Genomic DNA, 20,602 nt, shown 5'->3' with positions numbered 1-20,602 from the left:
GGCATGGTCGGCACGATCGAGCGAGTCCAATGTCGACGCATTGGCGCAGTAGCCGTGCGGGAATCAAAAGGCGATGCTGCGGGCGGCAGCGGCGCCGGGGACGCGCCCGCTTCTTAGCCCAATCGCGCCTCGCTCAGATCGTCTGGCCGCCGGACACCTCGATCCGCTGCGCCGTGACCCAACGATTGTCGGGACCGAGCAGGCTCGCGACCATCGGTCCGATATCGTCGGGCAAACCGACGCGGCCCAGTGCGGTCATCTGCGCAAATTGGTTGTTCAAATCCGGCATGTCCCGAACCGCGCCGCCGAGAAAATCGGTTTCGATCGCGCCCGGCGCAACGACGTTGGCCGTGATGCCGCGTCCACCAAATTCCTTGGCCATGTAGACGGTCAGAACCTCAATGGCGCCCTTCGCAGCCGCGTAGGCGGAAAATCCCGGAAACGAGACGCGCGTCAGCCCGCTCGAGAAGTTGATGATCCGGCCCTGGTCGGCGAGCAAGGGTAGCAAGGCCTGCGTCAGGAAGAATGGTCCTTTGACATGCGTGGCGAACAGGGCGTCGAATTGTTGCTCCGTCGTCTCCGCGATTGCAGCCATCTCGCCCTGGCCGGCATTGTTGACGAGGTGATCGACTCTCTCGGCGCGCCAATGCTCCGCCAACGCGGATCGAACTTTTGTGACGAACGCGGGAAAGCTCGACACGGCAGTGACGTCAAGCTCCAGCGCGACGGCCTTGCGCCCCAGCGATTCAATCTCGGCGACGACTTCGCGTGCTGCGGCGGCCCCGCTGCGATAGGTCAAGATCACATCGCCGCCGTGACGCGCGACGGCGATGGCGGTGTTGCGGCCAAGGCCGCGGCTGGCGCCGGTGACGAGAGAAATGGTGGGCATCGGAATTCCTCGAAGCGTTGCGGTGATCTCCGTTTGCCCGCGATCGACCATACGGTGTTGCCGGATCCTCGGAGTGTCTTGCCCAACACTCCGGGATGCGGCGACAGCAGACTTGCCCAAAACTCCTGATTTTCTGCCTGAAGGGCCGGTGCCGATTGCCTGCGCGCCGGGCTCGGCCTAAAATTGGCGCGTGACCGAAACGCTGCTCCAGATCGCCAGTCGTTATTCCGCGGCTCACGCCGACGACAAGGGCATCGCCTCCACGCCCTTCGCCGGCGTCTCGATCATCCGCGAGACCGCGCCGAGTGCGCTCCTGTACGCGATCTCCAGACCTCTGGTCGCACTCGTCTTGCAAGGCGCCAAACGTGTGGCGACCGGCCGGGCGTCCTTCGACTTCGGTGCAGGCGATTCCTTGTTGATTGCGAGTGATGTGCCGACGGTCAGCCAGATCACGCGCGCGACGGCGGCCGCGCCTTATCTTTCGCTCGTCGTCGAGCTCGACCCCACAATCATCGAGGGGCTGGTGGTCGAGATGGGTTCGCTCCCGTTCATTCCGTCCCGGCCGCTGCGGGTCGAGCCGACAGAGCAGGAACTCGCGGAGGCAGCGCTCCGGCTGTTGCGCCTGATCGACCGTCCCTCGGCCTTGCCGATCTTGCGCGGCCAGCTGATGCGAGAGCTGCATTATTGGCTGCTGGCCGGCCGCCACGGCGGGGCCATCAGGGCGCTCGGAATTGCCGATAGCCATGCACAGCGGATCGGCCGCGCGGTTGCGCTCATTCGTGCCGGCTATGCCAAGCCGTTGCGCGTCGATCGGTTGGCCAAAGCCGCGGCGATGAGCCCGTCGGCATTTCACGCGCACTTCCGGAGCGTCACTTCGCTGACCCCGCTACAGTTTCAGAAACAGCTTCGCCTGATCGAAGCCCGCCGCGCGATGCTGGCCGACGGTGCGCAGATCGCGACCGCGGCTCATCAGGTCGGCTACGAAAGCATCACGCAGTTCACGCGAGAATATTCCCGGCTGTTCGGCATGCCGCCTGGGCGCGACATGCGCGAGGCGAAGCGGCGGATTGAATCGGCGGCTTGATGAGTTCCCCACTGGCGACGGTTGACAGACTTTACATCCTCGACGGCGGCATTGCGCAGGTCTCGGACGGTTCGATCTATTCTCCGGGCGTCAATGTCGGCGTCCCCATGACGCTGAGCTGCAATGCCTATCTCGTCAGTCATCGTGGCGAATGGCTGATCTGGGATACGGGAATCGAGGATGCGCTATCGAAGCATCCGGAAGGACGCATCATCGCGCATGGCATACGCGGCGTCGTGCGTCGTCCCATCGCGGATCAATTGGACGAAATCGGGGTGAGGCCCCGTGACATCAGCACGATCCTGCTTTCCCACGCGCATTTCGATCATATCGGAAATGTCGATCTGTTCGAGAATGCAACATGGATCGCTCAGCGGGCTGAATTCGAGGCCATGTTCGGACCGGACCCTGAAGAATTCGGCTATTCGCTACAGCACTACAAAGCGTTGAAGGAGCGGCCTTACCAGATCGTCGATGGTGACCACGACGTATTCGGCGACGGCGCGGTGCGCATGATCTTCACGCCGGGCCATACCCTCGGGCATTGCTCGCTGATGGTGAGGCTACCGCGGCGCGGCGCCGTGCTGTTGAGCGGCGACGTCGCGCACAATCGCGAGAACCTCCGGCACATGCGCGTGCCGTCCTTCAATGCCGACCCGCAGGCAACGGTCGCATCCATGGCCAAAGTGGTCGAGCTGCTTCGCTCCGAGAATGCCGAGATCTGGATCAATCACGATACGGCTGAAAGCGACGAGCTGCCTCACGCGCCAGACTGGACCGTGTAAGCGCGCGTCACCGCGGCACGATCGCGGCACGATCGAGCGATTCCAGCGTCGAGGCATTGGCGCAGAAGCCGTGGTAGTTCTCCACGGCGGTGCCGTCGGCCAGCTCGCGATCGCACTGGCCCTTGTGGCTGCAAAGTGCGCACACCCGCTCCATGTCGCGCAGCAGCAGCGGATGCGCGCGGCCGAGCCCTTCGGCGCTGATGCCGAGCTGCTTAAGCATCTTCGGCAGCTCGTCGGCGGAGTGCTTGCCGTGACGGACCAGCTCCTCCAGATCGTCAGGCGCGATCCGCAAGTCTTGCGCGATCCGGTCGAAATCGGCCCGGTCGAGGTGCCGGATCTCGTTCAGCTCGCGGCGATGCTTCAGCCAGCTTGCAAAGGACTCGATGAGGTCCTGGACAATGGGATAAGGCCTGGTTGCGGTGCTCATGCGAAGCTCCATTCGAACGGCGGAATTGGAGCAAGACTAGGCACAATGGTGCAGCTGCGCGTTGCGCTGGATCAAACACAACTCTCGTGGCCCGGACGCGCTGCAGCGTGTCGGCGACGGGTGCAACGTGATCGCCTGTCAGGCGCAAATCCTTCCACATCGTCATGGCCGGGCTTGACCCGGCCATCCACGCCTTACCGGGTAGCGCGAAGAACGTGGATGCCCGGGACAAGCCCGGGCATGACGACCTTTTACGAAGTTTCTATGCGGTTTCCCCAGGGCACAGGGGAGAGTTACCCGAACCGCTCCGCCGCCCACGCATACAGGCTGCCCGGGATCGGCTTCTCGCCGCCGCGGCCCTTGGGCGAGATGTGCAGGCCGATGATGTCGCGGTCGGTGACGAGGCCGAGATAGCTTGAGGGATCGAAGAACAATTTTGGTTCGGCATGCACGGCGTAGAACGACTGCTTCGGCAAGGCGCGGTGCAGCTCGCCGGTGCGGCGCGCGAGCGCGGTGAGCGCTGCCGGCCCGAAGATCGCGACGCGGATGTCGGAGAGGCGGTTCGAGCCGCCGCGCAGGCGGCGCATCGCAAACGTGACGCGATGGCGCAACGACAGCCAATTCGGCGTCAGCTCCTCCTGCTCCATCAGCTCTTCGAAGGCGGCAACGATGCCGTGTTCGGGCGGAAGGTAAATCACGGAGTTGCCGAGCTGGCGTGGCCGCTCCCACGCGAAGTAGGGCTTTGCCGGATCGATCTCGACGGGCCTGAGCAGCAGCACGTCGGCGTCGAGCCAGAGGCCGAGGCCCTTCGCCATCAGCTTCATGCGGAAGAAGTCGCTGAACTGAAGCGTGGTCCAGTCGCGCCAGCTGCCGTCCGGCTGCGGCGGTCGCAATCGTTCGGAGAACGCATGCGGCAGGATCGCCTCGGCATCCGCATTCGCGATGCCTGCGGGCAGGCCGGGAATGGTGTCGAAGCTGTAGACCGTGACCTTGTGGCCGGCAGCCAGCTGCGAGCGCAGACAGGTCTGGCGCAGGGCATCCATTGGGCCGTGCCAGAAGGTGACGATGTCAGGCAACATGGGCGCAAGCTATAGAGGACAACGCTGGCAAAGAAAAAGCCCCGGCGCTGTCAGCACCGGGGCTCGAAACTCAGATCAACCTCAGGCCCAGGCGCGTTCGCGCTTGAGCTTGTCCTCATAGGTGTCGATCGAGGCCTTCTTCTCCATCGTCAGGCCGATGTCGTCGAGGCCGTTGATCAGGCAGTGCTTGCGGAACGGGTCGATCTCGAACTTGACCTTGCCGCCGTCGGGACCGCGGATCTCCTGGTTCGGCAGGTCGATCGTCAGCGTCGCGTTGGCGCCGCGCTCGGCGTCGTCGAACAGCTTGTCGAGGTCTTCCTGGGCAACGCGGATCGGCAGAATGCCGTTCTTGAAGCAGTTGTTGTAGAAGATGTCGCCGAACGAGGTCGAGATCACGCAGCGGATGCCGAAGTCGAGCAGCGCCCAGGGCGCGTGCTCGCGGCTCGAGCCGCAGCCGAAATTGTCGCCAGCGACCAGCACCTTCGCATTGCGATAGGCGGGTTGGTTCAGCACGAAATCCGGATTCTCGCTGCCGTCGTCCTTGTAGCGCTGCTCGGAGAAGAGCCCCTTGCCAAGGCCGGTGCGCTTGATGGTCTTGAGGTACTGCTTCGGAATGATCATGTCGGTGTCGACATTGATGATCTTCAGCGGCGCCGCGACGCCTTCCAGCGTGGTGAACTTGTCCATGGTTGCGCTTTCCCGGGATGGTCTAGGGAACCGGTATTTATCGCGATCGGGGCCCGAATCCTAGGCCGAATTCGGCAGGTCTCGTCTGTCTAACCGGGCTCTTGAGCCTCGATCGCGGCCATATCGTCGTCCGACAGGCCGAAATGATGGCCGATCTCGTGGATCAGGACGTGGCGGACGATATGGCCGAGGCTCTCGTCGTGCTCGGCCCAGTAATCCAGGATCGGCCGGCGGTAGAGCCAGACCATGTTCGGCAGCCGCGCCACGTCGCCGAAACTCTGCTGCGGCAGGCCGACGCCCTGGAACAGGCCGAGCAGGTCGAACTCGCTCTCGCATGCCATCTCGTCCAGGACCTCCTCGGTGGGGAAGTCGTCGACGCGGATGATCACGCCCTCGCACAGCCTACGAAACTCCGCCGGCAGGCGTTCGAACACTTCGTGCGCCATCGCTTCCATCTCGGCCAGCGAGGGCGCTTTCAATTCCGTCCACATGGGCTTCTCATAGCGTGGGTTTCGCGGCGATGCATCCGGCTTTATAAGCGCGGCGAGGTTGACGGGCGCCGTCAAAACGGGGAGCGTAGGGCCTCGAAGTGGACGTTCAAATGGGCGGAAAAATGCGAGCGAAAACAGCGCTGACGCTACTGTGCATGGGGTTGTTTTCGCAGTTTTGCGTTGGCGCGGAGGCCCAGACCGCGGCTCCCGGGATCAGGCTGGCCCAGGCAGCCTCGCGAGACGATCTCCCGGCTCCGCGCAAGCGGCCCCCGGCGCGCCTGCGCGTCACGCCCTATTACACTCCGGATGGCGTCTATCCGCGCTACAACCCGGGTCCCGATGCGGTCCGCGAGTGCAACGCCACCTATGTGCAGGAATATCGCCCCAGCGGCACGGTGATCGTGCCGCATATGAGCTGCTACTGGCGCCGGGGCTGATACGAACGCCGTGCCCGTCGCGCGCCTGAGGCGGAGGTCGTCATGACGAGATGGTTCGCGTTGGCGGTTGCCGTCGGGCTTGCCGCAGGCCTGCCTCACGCGTCCGCAGCGCACAGGGTGACGAAGCTGCCCGATGCGTCGGCCGGGCGCGCGGTGTTCGACGGGCGCCGACATGTGCGGTCCGACGTCCTGCGATACGCTCCGCGTCCTGATCCGCATTACTACGCGCGGCCTGTCTACTACCGCCCTTATGCTTACGGCGTGCCCGCACCGTTCGTGCTGGGCTTCGGGCCGTGGTGGTGACATCGCGACACGACACCGGACCCGTCGTTCATTCATGAGGCATTCACGTCGCTGTCCCTAATTTAATCTTGGGAGCGACCGCCAATGAACAGGGATGACGCGCGCCGGAAACGAGCGTCGCAACTCCGCTGTCCAGATTCAGGGAGAAGTCCATGCTGAGAATATTGGGTCTCAGGGCAAGCCCGATGCGCTTGCTCGGGATTGCGGCCGCCGCGACGCTGATGCTGTCGGCCGGGACCACGCGTCCTGCTGAAGCGATGACCCCGATCAATCCGACGGCGTTGCCGGCGGCAAAGGCCGCAAGCGACGACATGATCCCGGTTCGCCACGGTGGCGGCGGCGGACACGGCGGCGGCTTCCATGGCGGCGGCGGCTTCCATGGTGGAGGCGGCTTCCACGGCGGCGGAGGGCATATCGGTGGCTTCCGCAGCGGTGGTTTCCACGCGGGTGGCTTCCGCGCCGCGCCCGCCTTTCATGGCGGCGGCTATCGCTACGGCGGAGTTCGCCACTATGGCGGAGGCGGATTCCATCGCTACGGCATCTATCGCCCCGCCTATTACGGCCATCGCCATTTCCACCGGCGCTACTATGGCGGCTACTATCCCTATTACAGCCATCCGCGTCGCTGCCGGGTCATCTGGACCTATTACGGCCCGCGCCGCGTCTGCCGCTGGCATCGCTGGCACCATCCGTATCGCTATTGGTAAGCACGATCGAAATGAAAAGGGCGCCTCGACGGCGCCCTTTGTTTATCCGGTGGCTTAAAGCCAATCCTTCAGTTTCCACGTCGCCGACGTCCAGCGCGTGAGGTTCTCCAGCTTCCACTGCTTGAACATCGCCGGCGGCCAGCGGCTGAGCTTCGAGGCCTCCTCGACCTCGGGCCTGGCGATCATCCGCAGCGGTGCCGCGCGCCGCCGATGCTGGGGCGTCGCCGCGCTGATCAGATCGACATATTCAGGTTTGCCGGCCATGAGCTCGTGTCCTCGCGAAACCCTCGCGAGGACGCAGTGTCGGCGCTGCCGATTAACGGCGGTTTGCCGCGATCGCTCAAATTGCAGCGAGCAGCTTACCGCCACTCCCTGATGTCGACGAAGTGACCCGCGATCGCCGCGGCTGCCGCCATCGCCGGCGACACCAGATGGGTGCGGCCCTTGAAGCCCTGGCGGCCCTCGAAGTTGCGATTCGAGGTCGAGGCGCAGCGCTCTTCCGGAGCCAGCTTGTCGGGGTTCATCGCGAGGCACATCGAGCAACCGGGCTCGCGCCATTCGAAGCCGGCCTTGATGAAGATCTTGTCCAGACCTTCAGCCTCGGCCTGCTCCTTCACGAGGCCGGAGCCCGGCACGACCATGGCGTTGACGCCGCCTGCAACCTGCTTGCCTTCCGCGATCTTGGCGGCGGCGCGCAGATCCTCGATCCGGCCGTTGGTGCAGGAGCCGATGAAGATGCGGTCGAGCTTGATATCGGTGATCTTCGTTCCCGCGGTCAGGCCCATATATTTCAGCGCGCGGTGCTTCGACAGACGCTTGGCCTCGTCCGCGATCTTGTCGGGATCCGGCACGCTGCCGGTGACCGAGATGACGTCCTCAGGCGAAGTGCCCCAGGTCACGATCGGCGGCAGCTTTGCCGCATCGAGCCGCAGCTCGTGGTCGAAATGCGCGCCCTCGTCCGAGCGCAATTTCTCCCAGTAACGCATCGCGGCATCCCAATCCGCGCCCTTCGGCGCCTTCGGACGATCGCGCAGGAAGTCGAACGCCTTCTGATCCGGCGCGACCAGGCCGGCGCGCGCGCCACCTTCGATCGACATGTTGCAGACCGTCATGCGGCCTTCCATGCTGAGCGCGCGGATCGCATCGCCGGCGTATTCGAGCACGTAGCCGGTGCCGCCCGCGGTGCCGATCTCGCCGATGATCGCGAGGATGATGTCCTTGCCCGTCACGCCGTCCGGCAATTTGCCGTCGACGGTGACGCGCATGTTCTTCGCCTTCTTCTGGATCAGCGTCTGCGTCGCCAGCACATGTTCGACTTCCGACGTGCCGATGCCGTGCGCGAGCGCGCCGAATGCACCGTGCGTCGAGGTGTGGCTGTCACCGCAGACGATGGTGGTGCCGGGCAGCGTGAAGCCCTGCTCGGGGCCGATGACGTGGACGACGCCCTGACGCTTGTCGAACTCGTCGTAATATTCGATGCCGAATTCCTTGGCGTTGTCGGCCAGTGCCTTGATCTGCTCGATGCTTTCAGGGTCGGGGTTCGGCTTGGTGCGGTCGGTGGTCGGCACGTTGTGATCGACGACGGCCAGCGTCTTCTCCGGCGCGTGGACCTTGCGGCCCGTGGCGCGCAGGCCTTCGAACGCCTGCGGTGAAGTGACCTCGTGCACCAGATGGCGATCGATATAGAGCAGGCAGGTGCCGTCCTCGGCTTCGTGCACCAGATGGTCGTTCCAGATCTTGTCGTACAATGTGGTCGGCTTGGACATGAGCATCAGCTCCAGGAATGTTGTGTAGAGCGGGTTGCGCGGCTGGCGCGCGGGGCAACAAAATCGTCAGCGCAGCTTTTAGGCTGCGCGCGTAAGCTCTGACGTTGCCGAGGTCGCGAAGCGTCCGAAGAACCGGCCGGGCAGCCGCGAGCGATCGTCGATGACGACGCGCTTGACGGGCGAGGGGCTGGTCAAATCTGGAAACATTCCAAGAATATATAGCAGGCCGAATTGGAATCGCGAGGGCTTTGACGCGCACGGCTGACGCAACAAAAAAGCGCGGGGTTTGGCCCCGCGCTCTCGGTAACTCGCCTGTAAGGCGGAGCTTACTCGTTGACGGCAGCAGCCGGGCGGTCCTGCTTCTTCTCGACGATGCGGGCCGACTTGCCGCGAAGGTTGCGGAGATAATAGAGCTTGGCGCGACGCACCTTGCCGCGGCGCACCACCTTGATCGAGTCGATCATCGGCGACATCACCGGGAACACGCGCTCCACGCCTTCGCCGTACGAAATCTTGCGCACCGTGAAGCTCTCGTTGAGACCACCGCCGGAACGGCCGATGCAAACGCCTTCATAGGCCTGCACGCGGGTGCGGTCGCCTTCGACGACCTTCACGTTGACGATCACGGTATCGCCGGGACCGAATTCCGGAATCTCCTTGCTGGCGGAGAGCTTGTCGAATTGCTCTTTTTCGAGCTGTTGGATCAGGTTCATGGGTAAATCTCCATCGGCGCGCCCAGCCTTGGAAAACGGGGGCTGCGCGAAATTCGTTTATCCAGCCATTGCGGATGTGGCCGCTGCTATAAGGCAAGCCGGAGCGTTTGTCACCCGTCTGTCTTGTTTTTTGGCGTTTTTTGGCGTCCGGCCCGAATCGGGGCTTTGCTCGGAATTTGGGCCCACATATCCGGTCGCCGGGCCGCCGTCAGGGCCTCGGATTCAGCCCGCCGCCAGCTGGCGACCTTGGCATGGTCACCGGAGGTCAGAATCTCCGGAATGGGTGCCCCCTCGAACAGCTGCGGCCGGGTGTATTGAGGGTATTCGAGCAGGCCGTCGGAGAAGCTTTCCTCGGTTCCCGAGGCTTCCTTGCCCATCACGCCCGGCAGCAGCCGAACACAGGCGTCGATCAGGGCCAGGGCCGCGATTTCACCGCCGGAGAGCACGTAATCCCCGATCGAGACCTCCTCCAGGCCCCGCCCGTCGATCACGCGCTGGTCCACTCCCTCGAACCGTCCGCAGACGATCAGGGGACCCGGGCCCTTGGCCAGGTCCGTGACCCGGGCCTGGGTCAATGGCCGACCCCTCGGGCTCATCAGCAGTTTCGGCCGGTCCGGGCCGATCCCGGCGGCATCGATGGCAGCCGCCAGAACATCGGCCCGAAGCACCATGCCCGGTCCGCCGCCGGCCGGGGTGTCATCGACACTGCGATGGCGGTCGGTGGCCGAGGACCGGATGTCCCGCGCCTCCAGCTCCCAGAGCCCGCCAGCCAGCGCCCGGCCGGCCAGGCTCACGCCCAGCGGCCCCGGAAACATCTCCGGGAACAGCGTCAGCACCGTCGCGCACCAGGGTGAGGGATTGGTCATCGGATCTCAGTTATTGTCGTCCCGGACAAGCGGAGCGCAGATCCGGGACCCATAACCACCGCATTTCGTTTTGCGACGGCTGGAGCGATCAGCTTAGCTAAAAATTCTGGCCTGTGGTTATGGGTCCCGGCCCCCCGTGCGCAAGTTGCGCACTAGGCCGGGACGACCCAGGGCGGGATCCTCACCTTCGATCTCCTGCGGCAGCGCGATCACGACGCGGCCGCCGGCGATGTCGATCTCCGGCACCACTGCGTCTGTGAACGGCAGCAGCATCGTGGTGCCCTTGGGCGGCGCGATCTCGATGATGTCGCCGGCGCCGAAATTGTGGATCGCGAGCACGCGGCCGAGCGCATCGCCCGCCGTGGTGACGGCGGCGAGCCCGATCAGATCGGTGTGGTAATATTCGCCCTCGTCCGTCGCGGGCAGCTTTTCGCGCGCGACGTAGAGCTCGATGCCGTTGAGGCGCTCGGCCTCATCGCGGCTCGTGACGCCCTTGAACGTCGCAACCAGATGATCCTTGGCCGCGCGCGCCGTTGCGACCTCGAACTGGCGCTTGCCGTCCTTGGACGAGAGCAGACCGTAAGTCCGCACGGCAAATGGATCTTCGGTAAAGGTCCACAGTTTGACCGCGCCGCGCACACCATGCGCGGCGCCGATCCGCGCGACGCAGACCAGCGCCGGCATGATCTGGCCTTAACCCTTCGCGGCGGCTTCGGCCTGCGCCTTGCGCTCCTTGCGCGGCACGGCCTTCTCGGGGTTGTTGCGCATTTCGCGCTTCTTGACGCCGGCGGCGTCGAGGAAGCGGGACACGCGGTCGGACGGCTGCGCGCCCTTGGCGAGCCAGGCCTTCACCTTGTCCATGTCGAGCTTCAGACGGGTCTCGTTGTCCTTCGGCAGCAGCGGATTGAAATAGCCGAGACGCTCGATGAAGCGACCATCGCGGGGAAAGCGCGAATCGGCGACGACGACGTGATAGACGGGGCGCTTCTTGGTGCCTGCACGGGCGAGACGGATAACGACAGACATCTAAGTTCTCCTTCAAAGTACGTTTTGTTCGGTTGATTGGTATTCCGCGTTGCGCGAGACCGTTGCGATCTCCCGCGACGAATTCCTCATTTCTTCTTGCCCGGGAAACCGCCGAGGCCCGGCAGCATCGGCTTGCCGCTCAGCCCGGTCAGGCCCGGAACGTTCGGCAGACCCTGGCGCAGCCCGGGCGGCAAATCCTTCGGCAGGCTGGGCAGACCTTGTCCGCCGCCACCCTGCATCTTCTCCTGCAGCGCCTTCATCTCTTCCGGCGAAGGCGGCTTCATGCCGCCGCCAAAGCCCATCGCCTGCGCAATGCCGGCGAGCGGACCGCGCTTGCCCGAGCCCATGGCCTTCATCATATCGGCCATGTTCCGGTGCATCTTGAGCAGCTTGTTGACCTGCTCGACGCTCTGGCCGGAACCTGCGGCGATGCGCTTCTTGCGGCTGGCCTTGAGCAAATCGGGATGACGGCGCTCGTCGCGCGTCATGGAATCGATCACCGCGACCTGGCGCTTCAAGATCTTGTCGTCGATGCCGGCGGCCGCGATTTGGTTCTTCATCTTGGCGATGCCGGGCATCATGCCCATCAGCCCGCTGATGCCGCCCATATTGGCCATCTGCGACAGCTGCTCGCGCATGTCGTTGAGGTCGAACTGACCCTTGCGCATCCGCTCGGCGGTGCGTGCGGCCTTTTCGGCATCGATGTTGGCGGCAGCGCGTTCGACCAGCGACACCACGTCGCCCATGCCGAGGATGCGGCCGGCGATACGGTCGGGATGGAAATCCTCCAGCGCATCGGTCTTTTCACCGGTGCCGAGCAGCTTGATCGGCTTGCCTGTCACTGCACGCATCGACAGCGCGGCGCCGCCGCGGCCGTCGCCGTCGACGCGGGTCAGCACGATGCCGGTGAGGCCGACGCGCTCGTCGAAGGCGCGGGCGAGATTGACGGCGTCCTGGCCGGTGAGGCTGTCTGCCACCAGCAGCACTTCATGCGGATTGGCGGCGGCTTTGATCGCCGCTGCTTCGGCCATCATCTCTTCGTCGAGCGTGGTGCGGCCGGCGGTGTCGAGCAGCACGACGTCGTAGCCGCCGAGCTTGCCAGCCTCCAGCGCGCGCTTCGCGATCTGAGCCGGTTGCTGGCCGGCAACGATCGGCAGCGTCGGAATGTCGAGATCGCGGCCCAGGACGGCCAGCTGCTCCATCGCCGCGGGACGGTAGACGTCGAGCGAGGCCATCAGCACCTTGCGCTTGTCGCGCTGGACCATGCGACGGGCGAGCTTGGCGGTGGTGGTGGTTTTGCCGGAGCCTTGCAGACCGACCATCATGATCGGCACCGGCGGCACGGAATTGACGTCGATGGTCTGGCTTTCGGCGCCGAGCGTGTTGATCAGCTCGTCATGGACGATCTTGACCACCATCTGGCCTGGCGTCACCGACTTGACGACGGTGGCGCCGATCGCCTGCTCGCGGACCCGCTCGGTGAAGCTGCGCACCACTTCGAGCGCGACGTCGGCTTCCAGCAGCGCGCGGCGCACCTCGCGCATCGCGGCGTCGACGTCCTTTTCGGTCAGCGCACCGCGCCCCGTCAGACGATCGAGAATGCCGCCAAGCCGTTCCGACAGATTGTCGAACAATGCCGTTGTCCCTTGTCCTGCCTACGCAGGGTTGCCGTATTCACCGTCGTCATGCCCCGGCTTGACCGGGGCATCCAGTACGCCGCGGCGCGTCGGCTCTAGCCGACCCGCTTCCGGGATACTGGATCCCCCGCCTTCGCGGGGGATGACCACTCACTTGGGCGAGCGATCTTCCAAACACCTTTACGCCCGAGGGCGCATCGCGCTGTCGGGCGTTGGCCTCTGGCCTCTGGGGCCAGTGGGCGGGTCGAAAAGAAAGCCTTTCCGAGAAAGTGGCCGGGTTAAACGCCGCGGCCGCCCGAAAGTCAAGGAAAGTTAGGGTGGCCGGGGCCGCTTTGGAAGGCAAAGCCTTGAAAAGATGAACTTTCCGGCGGCGGGTTCCTTTTCCGCAGGCCCCGCCCATATAGCGGTGATGTCCTGCCCCTTCGACCATCCCTGAAGCCAGATCCGTGCCGATCACCCGCCGCCGCCTTTTCGGACTGCTCGTCAGTGCCAGCGCATTGGTCGGCGTGCCCTCTCTTTGGATGTCCCGCATGAAAACCTATGACGGCCCGGTCTCCGACCATTTCGACGGCCTGAACTTCTTCGATCCGGACGGCGCGCCGCCGAAATCGCTTCGTGAGGTCCTGCGCTGGCAATTCGGCGGCAAGCGGCAGCGCGCGACCTGGCCGGACTGGGCGCCGAGCCCTCATGCCGACACCCCGCCGGACCGCGTTGATGGCGACAAGGTGCGGCTGTCCTTCGTCGGCCACGCCAGCTGGCTGATCCAGACCGGCGGCCTCAACATCCTCGTCGATCCCGTCTGGTCGTTGCGGGTCTCGCCCGTCAGCTTCGCCGGGCCGAAGCGGCACAACGACCCCGGCATTGCCTTCGATCGTTTGCCGAAGATCGATATCGTGCTGGTCTCGCACGGCCATTACGATCATCTCGACATGGCGACGTTATCGCGGCTTGCCAAGAATTTTGCCCCGCGTGTGGTGACCCCGCTCGGCAATGACGTCACGATGCGCAGTACCGATGCGACGATCAAGGTGGAAGCGTTCGACTGGCACGATCGCGTCGAACTCGGCGGCGGCATCGCCGTGACGCTGGTGCCGACCCGGCACTGGTCGGCGCGCGGGATGTTCGATCGCAACAAGGCGCTATGGGCAAGTTTCGTGCTGGAGACGCCTGCGGGGAAAATCTACGTCGTCTGCGATTCCGGCTATGGCGATGGCGGGCATTTTCGCCGCGTCGCCGAGAAGCACGGGCCGTTACGCCTGGCGATCCTCCCGATCGGCGCTTACGAGCCACGCTGGTTCATGCGCGACCAGCACATGAACCCGGAAGACGCGGTGAAGGCGCTGGCGGATTGCGGCGCGCAGGAAGCACTCGGGCATCACCACGGCACGTTTCAGCTGACCGATGAAGCAATCGATGCGCCGGCGAAGGCGCTGGTCGGGGCGCTCGATGCCGCGAAGGTTCCGCAGGAGCGGTTCGTGGCAATGAAGCCTGGGCAGGTGGTGGAGATCTGACGTCTCCGTGCGATTTATCTCCGCTGTCGTCCCGGACAAGCGGAGCGCAGATCCGGGACCCATAGCCGCAGGGAGAAGTTTGGCGAAGATTCTGAGTTACCTGTGTCGCGTCACAACCACTCCCTGTGGTTATGGGTCCCGGCCTGCGCCGGGACGACACCGTTGTGGTGGCTGGCAGTGTGCCTCGTACGCCTAGGGCCCCGCCTTGATCGCCCAGCTCACATTCACCGTTACCGCCAGCGTTTCCTCGCCCGGCGCGACCGCGGCCTGCGGTGCGGCCATGGGAGCTGCGGCCATGCGTCCCTTGAACAGCGGCATCGGGGCGCCGCCTTCGGACACGCTGAGCGGCGCGCCGAGCGTGACGCCGGTGGCCTTGGCGTAGATCTCCGCTTTGCGGCGGGCGTCTGCGACAGCCTTCTCGCGGGCATCGTCGAGCAGTTTCGAGGCCTGCGTCACCTCGAAGGAGATGTTGCCGATGTCGTTGGCGCCGGCGCCGACCAGCGTGTCGATGATGGCGGCGACCTTGGTCACGTCGCGGATCTTCACGGTGACGCGGTTAGAGGCGCGGAAGCCGACCACCGGCGAGGCGCCGGTGGATTTGTTCTGGCCGTATTGCGGCTGCAGCGACAGCCGCGAGGTCTGGTAATCCTTCTCGTCAATGCCTGCGCCCTTCAGCGCCAGCAGCACCTTGCCCATCGCGGCGTTGTTGGCGTCGGAAGCTTCCTTCGCAGACTTGGCGTCGTTGGCGACGCCGGCGTCGATCTGCGCGAGATCAGGCGCGGCGGAGATCGTGGCTTCGCCGCTCACCGAAATCGCCGACGGAAAATCGTCGGCGAGCGCAGGCGTTGCCAGCAGCGCGGCGGCAAAGCAGGTGACAAGGGAGGTCGAAAGGATGGCAGGCTTTTTCATCGGTCTCACTTCAGCGGCACGAAAACATTGATCACGAGCTTGTCCTCGGCCGTCCTCAGGGGATCGGTGAGGTATTCCTCGATGAAGGTGTCCTTGGCTTCCAGCTTCTTGTCGTCGAGGTGATTGGTGATCGCCTCGTAGGTGTTGTCCATGTTGTCGTAGGAGCCGCGATGGACGAATTTCAGCGCCTTGCCCTCGGGCGATTTGCCGACGCTCATGTCCTTGGGCAGGTTCTTCGGGTCCTGCTCGACCGGGATCTCGGCAAGGAAGGTGAAGCCGGTATCGTCGGTCGAGGTGTAGACGATCATCGAATTGCCGGCGGGCTTGATGCCCTGCTTGTCCAGAAGCGTGTTCAGCGCCTTGAAGGCGTCGATCAGCGTGTCGAAGGCCGAGTCCCAATTGGCAGTGCCCTTGACCATCACGACCTTCTTGGGCTCGAGCGTGGTCTCCTGGCCGAAGGGATCGGCCGTCTGCACGGGAGCCGGCGTCGCGGCCGCAGCGGGCGGTGGGGCGGCGGGGCTGGGTGAGGCACTGGCAGCGGGCGAGGTTGCAGGGGACGTTGCAGGGCCTGGCGAGGCGCTTGCCGCAGGCGAGGGCGTGGCCACGGGTGCGGGTGAGGCACTTGCCGCGGGGGCGGGCGAAGCCGACGGGGCCGGCGAGGGGCTCGCTGATGCGGCCGGCGCCGGGCTCGGCGTTTGGGCCAGCGTGGCGGACAGACTAAACGACAAGGCGGCTGCCGGGATCAGCGCGGCCAAAGCGAGACGACGAAACCTGAACATTTTTATTCTCCCCAATAGCTTATCCGCCAAGGCCTTACGTCCCCGAAGCCTTAACCCGGCCGCATGTCCCGGATCGCGCGAATTTCGCCGTTCTAACACGCGAGCGCCGAATTCGTCCCATGACAGATGCGTCATGGCAGCGTCCTGGCTCTTGTCGGCAAATCACTGGCCAAGAGGGCCAAGGATCGCCATATAAGGCAGGCGAAATTCGGGAATTTTCATGAGCGCGCTGGCCAACCACGCATTTGCCAAGATGAACGGCATCGGCAACGAAATCGTCGTTGTCGATATGCGCGATTCCACCTCAAAGGTCACCCCGGATGATGCCCGTGCGGTGGCATCTGCTAAGGGCGGCGTGTCCTACGACCAGCTCATGGTGCTGCAGAAGCCGCGCTTCGACGGCACCGAAGCTTTCATCAGCATCTACAACAGTGACGGCTCCGAGGCAGGCGCCTGCGGCAACGGCATGCGCTGCGTCGTGCGCCGCATCTTCGAGAAGACCGGCCAGACCAATGCGACGTTCGAGACGGCCGCGGGCCTGCTCAATGCCTGGCAGGGTCCGGCGCCGGATCTTTATACGGTGGACATGGGCGCGCCAAAATTCGCCTGGCAAGACATTCCGCTCGACCAGGAATTCCGCGACACCCGCTACATCGAATTGCAGATCGGCCCGATCGACAATCCGATCCTGCATTCGCCCTCGGTGGTCAGCATGGGCAATCCGCATGCGATCTTCTGGGTCGATGACGTCAATGCCTACGACCTCGAGCGTTTCGGTCCGCTGCTGGAAAACCACCCGATCTTCCCCGAGCGCGCCAACATCACGCTCGCCCGTATCGTCGATCCCCAGCACATCACGATCCGCACCTGGGAGCGCGGCGCCGGCCTGACCAGGGCCTGCGGCTCGGCCGCATGTGCCACGGCGGTTGCGGCGGCGCGGCTGAAGCGCGCCGAGCGCAATGTCGAGATCACGCTGCCTGGCGGCAAGCTCGGGATCGAATGGCGCGAGCGCGACGATCACGTGCTGATGACGGGCACGGCGACCTTCGAATATGAAGGCAATTTCGATCCGGCGCTGTTCGCGCCGGTTGGGTAATGACCGTCGACATCGTCACCTTCGGCTGCCGCCTCAATGCCTTCGAGGCCGAGGTGATCCGCCGCGAGGCCGAGGGCGCGGGGCTCTCCGACACCATCGTCATCAACAGCTGCGCCGTCACCAACGAGGCGGTGGCGCAGGCGAGGCAGTCGATCCGCAAGCTGAAGCGCGAGCGGCCGGGAGCGCGCATCGTCGTCACCGGTTGCGCCGCGCAGACGCAAAGCGGCATGTTCGCCGGGATGGCCGAGGTCGATCGCGTCGTCGGCAATGACGACAAGATGCGGTCGTCCGCATGGCGCGAGGCGCGTGTGGCGTTCGATCTCGGTGCCAGCGAAAAAATCGCCGTCAGCGACATCATGGCGGTGAAGGAGATGGCGCCGCATCTCATCGACGGCTTTGCGAGCGGCCTGCCGCGCGTGTTCGTGCAGGTGCAGAACGGCTGCGACCATCGCTGCACCTTCTGCATCATTCCGTTCGGGCGCGGCAATTCGCGCTCGGTGCCGATGGGCGCAGTAGTCGATCAGGTGCGGGCATTGGTCGAGCGCGGCCATGCCGAGATCGTGCTGACCGGCGTCGACCTCACCAGTTACGGCTCGGACCTGCCGGGCGCGCCCAAGCTTGGCATGCTGACGAAGCAGATCTTGCGGCATGTGCCGGAGTTGAAGCGCCTGCGCATCTCCTCGATCGATTCGATCGAGGCAGACAGCGATCTCTTGGATGCAATCGCCGAGGACTCGCGGCTGATGCCGCATCTGCACCTGTCGCTGCAGTCCGGCGACGACATGATCTTGAAGCGCATGAAGCGGCGGCATACGCGTGGCGACGCAATCGCGTTCTGCGACCAGGTCCGTCGCCTGCGCCCGGATATCGCGCTGGGGGCCGACATCATTGCGGGCTTTCCGACCGAGACCGAGGCGATGTTCTCGCGTTCGCTCGATCTGGTCTGGGAATGCGGCCTGACGTTCCTCCACGTCTTCCCCTATTCGCCGCGTCCCGGCACGCCGGCCGCACGGATGCCGCAGGTCGCGGGCGGTGCAATCAAGGAGCGGGCGAAGCGGCTACGTGCGACCGGTGAGGCCGCGCTTCTGCGGCGGCTGCAAGCCGAGATCGGCGCCACGCGTGAGGTGCTGATCGAGAGCGACGGGCAGGGACGCACGGAGCATTATCTGCCGGTGGCGATTGCGGGCGAGCGTATGGGGAGTGTGGTGCCGGTCAGGATCGTCGACAATGATGGCGAGCGACTGACTGCTTAGCCTCGTTGCGGCGAGTGATGACGCGCTGTACCTCCAGCGTCGTCCCGGCGAAGGCCGGGACCCATACCGCGTGATCTATCGGTGATCCGCGGTGCTTGTCCCAACCAAGCAGAGTAACGGACCGTCGTTGCCAAACTTCTCCCTGTGGTTATGGGTCCCGGCCTTCGCCGGGACGACACCGAGGGTGGAGAAGCAGCGCGCCCCAAACAGCCTACAACGCCCGCACCTGCCAGAACCGCAGCGTCCGCCGCGCATTCTCCGGGGTCATGCGCGCGTAATGGCTTTGAGCCCTTGCGATATCGGCCGGCTTCATCGCGCCGGTCGCAAAGCGGCTCTGAAGCACGGCAGCGGTGGTTTCCCAGCTAAGCTGCGCCGCCTTGCACGGCACCAGCAGGCCGTCCTCGCGCAGGCTTTGCATCAGCGGGCGGATCACTTCGACGGTCGATCCCGACAATGCCGCCAATGCGGCCACCGCTTCTTCATAGCGCCGCTGCGTGGCGAAGCCGAGCAGCGTCGCCTCGCTGAGCTGGCCGGTCGCCTTGAGGCCTGCGACGGCGCGCTTGGCACCTTCGAAATCGCGGACACCCGACATCTCGCGCTCGACACCGACGGTGACGGCGGCGATCGCGGTCTGGATCTCCTCGAACAGATGCGGCGGCGCGCGCGACAACAGGCGGGTCCGCACGGCATCGCTTGCCGAGCGCAGCAATTGACGGCGCAGGTCCGACGGCAGATCGACGCGGACGCCGACGCTGACAGCGAGTTCGGGATCGGCCTCGGCCTGTCCGACGATAACGCCAAATCCGTTTCCGGACACGCGCGCGCCGGGATTGGCGGCGAGCCGCCGGCTGACGCTGGGATAGCGCCGCGCCAGCAATGCATCGGTGACGATCTCCTTCAGCCACCAGCGTCCTGCGACCGCGAGCAGATGCGGCTCGCCCTTGCTCGAGGCGATCTGCACCAGCGCGCCGTCGTCGAGGCGCGCGGATTCCTGCAGCACGGGACCGGCGATGCGGATCTCGTCATTGTTGGCGAGGCGGCGGATGACCGAGGGCGGCGCCTGCGCGATCGGCGCGAGCTGCGCGCTGATCTCGGCGAGCGCTACGCGCGCGCCCAGGTCGGCGATGGCCCGGAGCTCGATGGTGCCGATCAGGCGATCGAGCACGTCGTCGAACAGCGCGATCTGCTCGTCGTCGAAACTGCCGGCGGAGGACAGGAACAGGTCGGTGACGCGGCGGGCGGTCGCCAGGCCCTTTTCCGCCGAGCCTGTCCGAAGCGCGGACTCGACCTCGTCGATGATCGATAATTCGGCCGTGGACATGACGCGCAGCTCGTCCTGAGCAGATTGACGGAAGCTTGTTCTAAGCAACCGCTATCATTAGAGACGAGCACTGAACGTTTCGTAAACCATGCCCCAGGACCGAGCAGGCTCGGTCACTATTCTCCATTCCACCCGCAGGCGCGGAGCCGCTCGTGCATGTGGGGCGGGGCGGGCGCCACCACGCGGACCGGCTCCTTGTTCCGGGAGATCGGCACCACGATCTCGCGGGAATGCAGGTGCAGCTTCGGCTCGCCGAAGCGCGGGCCGTTGCCGTAAATGTTATCGCCAAAGATCGGCCAGCCGGTCGCGGACGAATGCACCCGCAATTGATGGGTCCGCCCAGTCACCGGTTCCATGGCGAGCCAGGTCAGGCCGTCGCCCCGGCCCATCACCTTCCAGTTGGTGATGGCCTTCTGGCCCTCGGGATCGGGCTTCTGCCACCAGCCGCGTTCGGCGTTCAGCCGGCCGAGCGGCATATCGATGGTGCCTTCGTCCTCAGTGGGGCCGCCCTCGACGATGGTCCAGTAGATCTTGCCGATCTTGCCATGCTTGAACAGCAGGCCGAGCGAGGCCGTCGCCTTGCGATGGCGGCCGAGCACGAGGCAACCGGAGGTGTCCTTGTCCAGCCGGTGGGCCAGCACCGGCGGCCGCGGCAAGCCGAAACGGAGCGCGTCGAAGGAGGTTTCCAGATTGGCGCCGCCCTTGGGTCCGCGATGCACCGGCAGGCCGGCCGGCTTGTCGATGACCAGCATCAATCCGTCGCGATGGAGCACGCGCGCCAGGATTTCCTCGGCGGTCAATTCGGGAACATCGAGCAATTGCAGGACTTTCGGTCA

Annotated in this window: 24 protein-coding genes; 8 read left to right on the top strand and 16 right to left on the bottom strand. The window is 64.9% G+C overall.

All coding sequences use genetic code 11. The annotated features are described in order from the left end of the window. Positions 1-133: 133 nt before the first annotated feature. On the bottom strand, positions 134-889 hold the full coding sequence (locus tag ABIC03_RS34330; protein WP_354064730.1) for an SDR family NAD(P)-dependent oxidoreductase: 756 nt from the start codon (positions 887-889) through the stop codon (positions 134-136). Positions 890-1,079: 190 nt separating this feature from the next. On the opposite strand from ABIC03_RS34330, the gene ABIC03_RS34325 reads away from it, so the two are divergent. Then, complete coding sequence (locus ABIC03_RS34325) at positions 1,080-1,973, top strand: AraC family transcriptional regulator (protein WP_354064728.1); 894 nt, start codon at positions 1,080-1,082, stop codon at positions 1,971-1,973. Positions 1,974-1,984: 11 nt separating this feature from the next. Continuing rightward, positions 1,985-2,758: an N-acyl homoserine lactonase family protein gene (locus ABIC03_RS34320; RefSeq protein WP_502916960.1), complete on the top strand. Its 774-nt coding sequence runs from the start codon at positions 1,985-1,987 to the stop codon at positions 2,756-2,758. 7 nt (positions 2,759-2,765) lie between these two features. On the opposite strand, the gene ABIC03_RS34315 is transcribed toward ABIC03_RS34320, so the two are convergent. From ABIC03_RS34315 to ABIC03_RS34300, 4 genes are all read right to left on the bottom strand, one after another. Further along, positions 2,766-3,185: a hypothetical protein gene (locus ABIC03_RS34315; protein WP_354064724.1), complete on the bottom strand. Its 420-nt coding sequence runs from the start codon at positions 3,183-3,185 to the stop codon at positions 2,766-2,768. Positions 3,186-3,478: 293 nt separating this feature from the next. Next, positions 3,479-4,264, bottom strand: coding sequence for a glycosyltransferase family 32 protein (locus tag ABIC03_RS34310; protein ID WP_354064722.1), 786 nt, complete (start codon positions 4,262-4,264; stop codon positions 3,479-3,481). A gap of 81 nt (positions 4,265-4,345) precedes the next feature. Further along, positions 4,346-4,951: a 3-isopropylmalate dehydratase small subunit gene (gene leuD, locus ABIC03_RS34305; RefSeq protein WP_018459795.1), complete on the bottom strand. Its 606-nt coding sequence runs from the start codon at positions 4,949-4,951 to the stop codon at positions 4,346-4,348. Between the two features lie 89 nt (positions 4,952-5,040). Further along, a complete protein-coding gene (locus tag ABIC03_RS34300) occupies positions 5,041-5,442 on the bottom strand; it encodes a metallopeptidase family protein (RefSeq protein ID WP_007598813.1) in 402 nt (133 codons plus the stop codon). Positions 5,443-5,597: 155 nt separating this feature from the next. Here ABIC03_RS34300 and ABIC03_RS34295 point away from each other — a divergent pair, with 155 nt between their 5' ends. The 3 genes from ABIC03_RS34295 to ABIC03_RS34285 all read left to right on the top strand — a co-directional run bounded on the left by ABIC03_RS34295 (position 5,598) and on the right by ABIC03_RS34285 (position 6,889). After that, on the top strand, positions 5,598-5,879 hold the full coding sequence (locus ABIC03_RS34295) for a hypothetical protein (RefSeq protein WP_354065026.1): 282 nt from the start codon (positions 5,598-5,600) through the stop codon (positions 5,877-5,879). A gap of 42 nt (positions 5,880-5,921) precedes the next feature. Further along, positions 5,922-6,182 carry a hypothetical protein gene (locus ABIC03_RS34290; RefSeq protein WP_354064719.1) on the top strand — a complete coding sequence of 87 codons (261 nt, stop codon included), beginning with the start codon at positions 5,922-5,924 and terminating at the stop codon, positions 6,180-6,182. 152 nt (positions 6,183-6,334) lie between these two features. Then, entirely contained in the window at positions 6,335-6,889 is a 555-nt protein-coding gene (locus tag ABIC03_RS34285) for a hypothetical protein (RefSeq protein ID WP_354064717.1), read from the top strand. A gap of 54 nt (positions 6,890-6,943) precedes the next feature. Here the strand turns inward: ABIC03_RS34285 and ABIC03_RS34280 are convergent, their stop codons facing one another. The 7 genes from ABIC03_RS34280 to ffh all read right to left on the bottom strand — a co-directional run bounded on the left by ABIC03_RS34280 (position 6,944) and on the right by ffh (position 12,894). Beyond that, positions 6,944-7,153: a hypothetical protein gene (locus ABIC03_RS34280; protein ID WP_275174623.1), complete on the bottom strand. Its 210-nt coding sequence runs from the start codon at positions 7,151-7,153 to the stop codon at positions 6,944-6,946. Between the two features lie 95 nt (positions 7,154-7,248). After that, complete coding sequence (gene leuC, locus ABIC03_RS34275) at positions 7,249-8,655, bottom strand: 3-isopropylmalate dehydratase large subunit (RefSeq protein WP_275174624.1); 1,407 nt, start codon at positions 8,653-8,655, stop codon at positions 7,249-7,251. Between the two features lie 326 nt (positions 8,656-8,981). Further along, positions 8,982-9,368 (bottom strand): 50S ribosomal protein L19, encoded by a 387-nt coding sequence (rplS, locus tag ABIC03_RS34270; RefSeq protein ID WP_007604265.1) that lies wholly within the window; start codon positions 9,366-9,368, stop codon positions 8,982-8,984. Between the two features lie 110 nt (positions 9,369-9,478). Next, entirely contained in the window at positions 9,479-10,234 is a 756-nt protein-coding gene (gene trmD / locus ABIC03_RS34265) for a tRNA (guanosine(37)-N1)-methyltransferase TrmD (protein ID WP_354064714.1), read from the bottom strand. A gap of 117 nt (positions 10,235-10,351) precedes the next feature. After that, complete coding sequence (gene rimM, locus ABIC03_RS34260) at positions 10,352-10,918, bottom strand: ribosome maturation factor RimM (protein ID WP_354064712.1); 567 nt, start codon at positions 10,916-10,918, stop codon at positions 10,352-10,354. 9 nt (positions 10,919-10,927) lie between these two features. After that, the gene (gene rpsP, locus ABIC03_RS34255) at positions 10,928-11,260 is read right to left on the bottom strand and encodes a 30S ribosomal protein S16 (RefSeq protein ID WP_354064710.1); all 333 of its coding nucleotides are present in this window, start codon (positions 11,258-11,260) and stop codon (positions 10,928-10,930) included. Between the two features lie 86 nt (positions 11,261-11,346). After that, entirely contained in the window at positions 11,347-12,894 is a 1,548-nt protein-coding gene (gene ffh, locus ABIC03_RS34250; protein ID WP_354064708.1) for a signal recognition particle protein, read from the bottom strand. A 449-nt stretch (positions 12,895-13,343) separates the two neighbouring features. Here ffh and ABIC03_RS34245 point away from each other — a divergent pair, with 449 nt between their 5' ends. Beyond that, positions 13,344-14,408, top strand: coding sequence for an MBL fold metallo-hydrolase (locus tag ABIC03_RS34245; RefSeq protein WP_354064706.1), 1,065 nt, complete (start codon positions 13,344-13,346; stop codon positions 14,406-14,408). Positions 14,409-14,600: 192 nt separating this feature from the next. On the opposite strand, the gene ABIC03_RS34240 is transcribed toward ABIC03_RS34245, so the two are convergent. Continuing rightward, positions 14,601-15,317, bottom strand: coding sequence for an SIMPL domain-containing protein (locus tag ABIC03_RS34240; RefSeq protein WP_354064704.1), 717 nt, complete (start codon positions 15,315-15,317; stop codon positions 14,601-14,603). Between the two features lie 5 nt (positions 15,318-15,322). After that, the gene (locus tag ABIC03_RS34235) at positions 15,323-16,096 is read right to left on the bottom strand and encodes a GyrI-like domain-containing protein (RefSeq protein ID WP_354064702.1); all 774 of its coding nucleotides are present in this window, start codon (positions 16,094-16,096) and stop codon (positions 15,323-15,325) included. Between the two features lie 220 nt (positions 16,097-16,316). Here ABIC03_RS34235 and dapF point away from each other — a divergent pair, with 220 nt between their 5' ends. Continuing rightward, a complete protein-coding gene (gene dapF / locus ABIC03_RS34230; protein ID WP_354064700.1) occupies positions 16,317-17,192 on the top strand; it encodes a diaminopimelate epimerase in 876 nt (291 codons plus the stop codon). Then, entirely contained in the window at positions 17,192-18,445 is a 1,254-nt protein-coding gene (mtaB, locus tag ABIC03_RS34225) for a tRNA (N(6)-L-threonylcarbamoyladenosine(37)-C(2))-methylthiotransferase MtaB (RefSeq protein ID WP_354064698.1), read from the top strand. Before dapF ends, mtaB begins: the two co-directional genes overlap by 1 nt. Positions 18,446-18,656: 211 nt before the next feature. On the opposite strand, the gene ABIC03_RS34220 is transcribed toward mtaB, so the two are convergent. Next, the gene (locus tag ABIC03_RS34220) at positions 18,657-19,766 is read right to left on the bottom strand and encodes a DUF2336 domain-containing protein (protein ID WP_354064696.1); all 1,110 of its coding nucleotides are present in this window, start codon (positions 19,764-19,766) and stop codon (positions 18,657-18,659) included. Positions 19,767-19,882: 116 nt separating this feature from the next. Then, the gene (locus ABIC03_RS34215) at positions 19,883-20,584 is read right to left on the bottom strand and encodes an RluA family pseudouridine synthase (protein ID WP_354064694.1); all 702 of its coding nucleotides are present in this window, start codon (positions 20,582-20,584) and stop codon (positions 19,883-19,885) included. Between the last annotated feature and the right edge of the window lie 18 nt (positions 20,585-20,602).

Source organism: Bradyrhizobium sp. RT6a (assembly GCF_040547675.1).
Taxonomy (GTDB): Bacteria; Pseudomonadota; Alphaproteobacteria; order Rhizobiales; family Xanthobacteraceae; genus Bradyrhizobium.
Note: the sequence above shows the minus strand (reverse complement) of the source record. Positions and strands in the feature narration are given on the sequence as shown.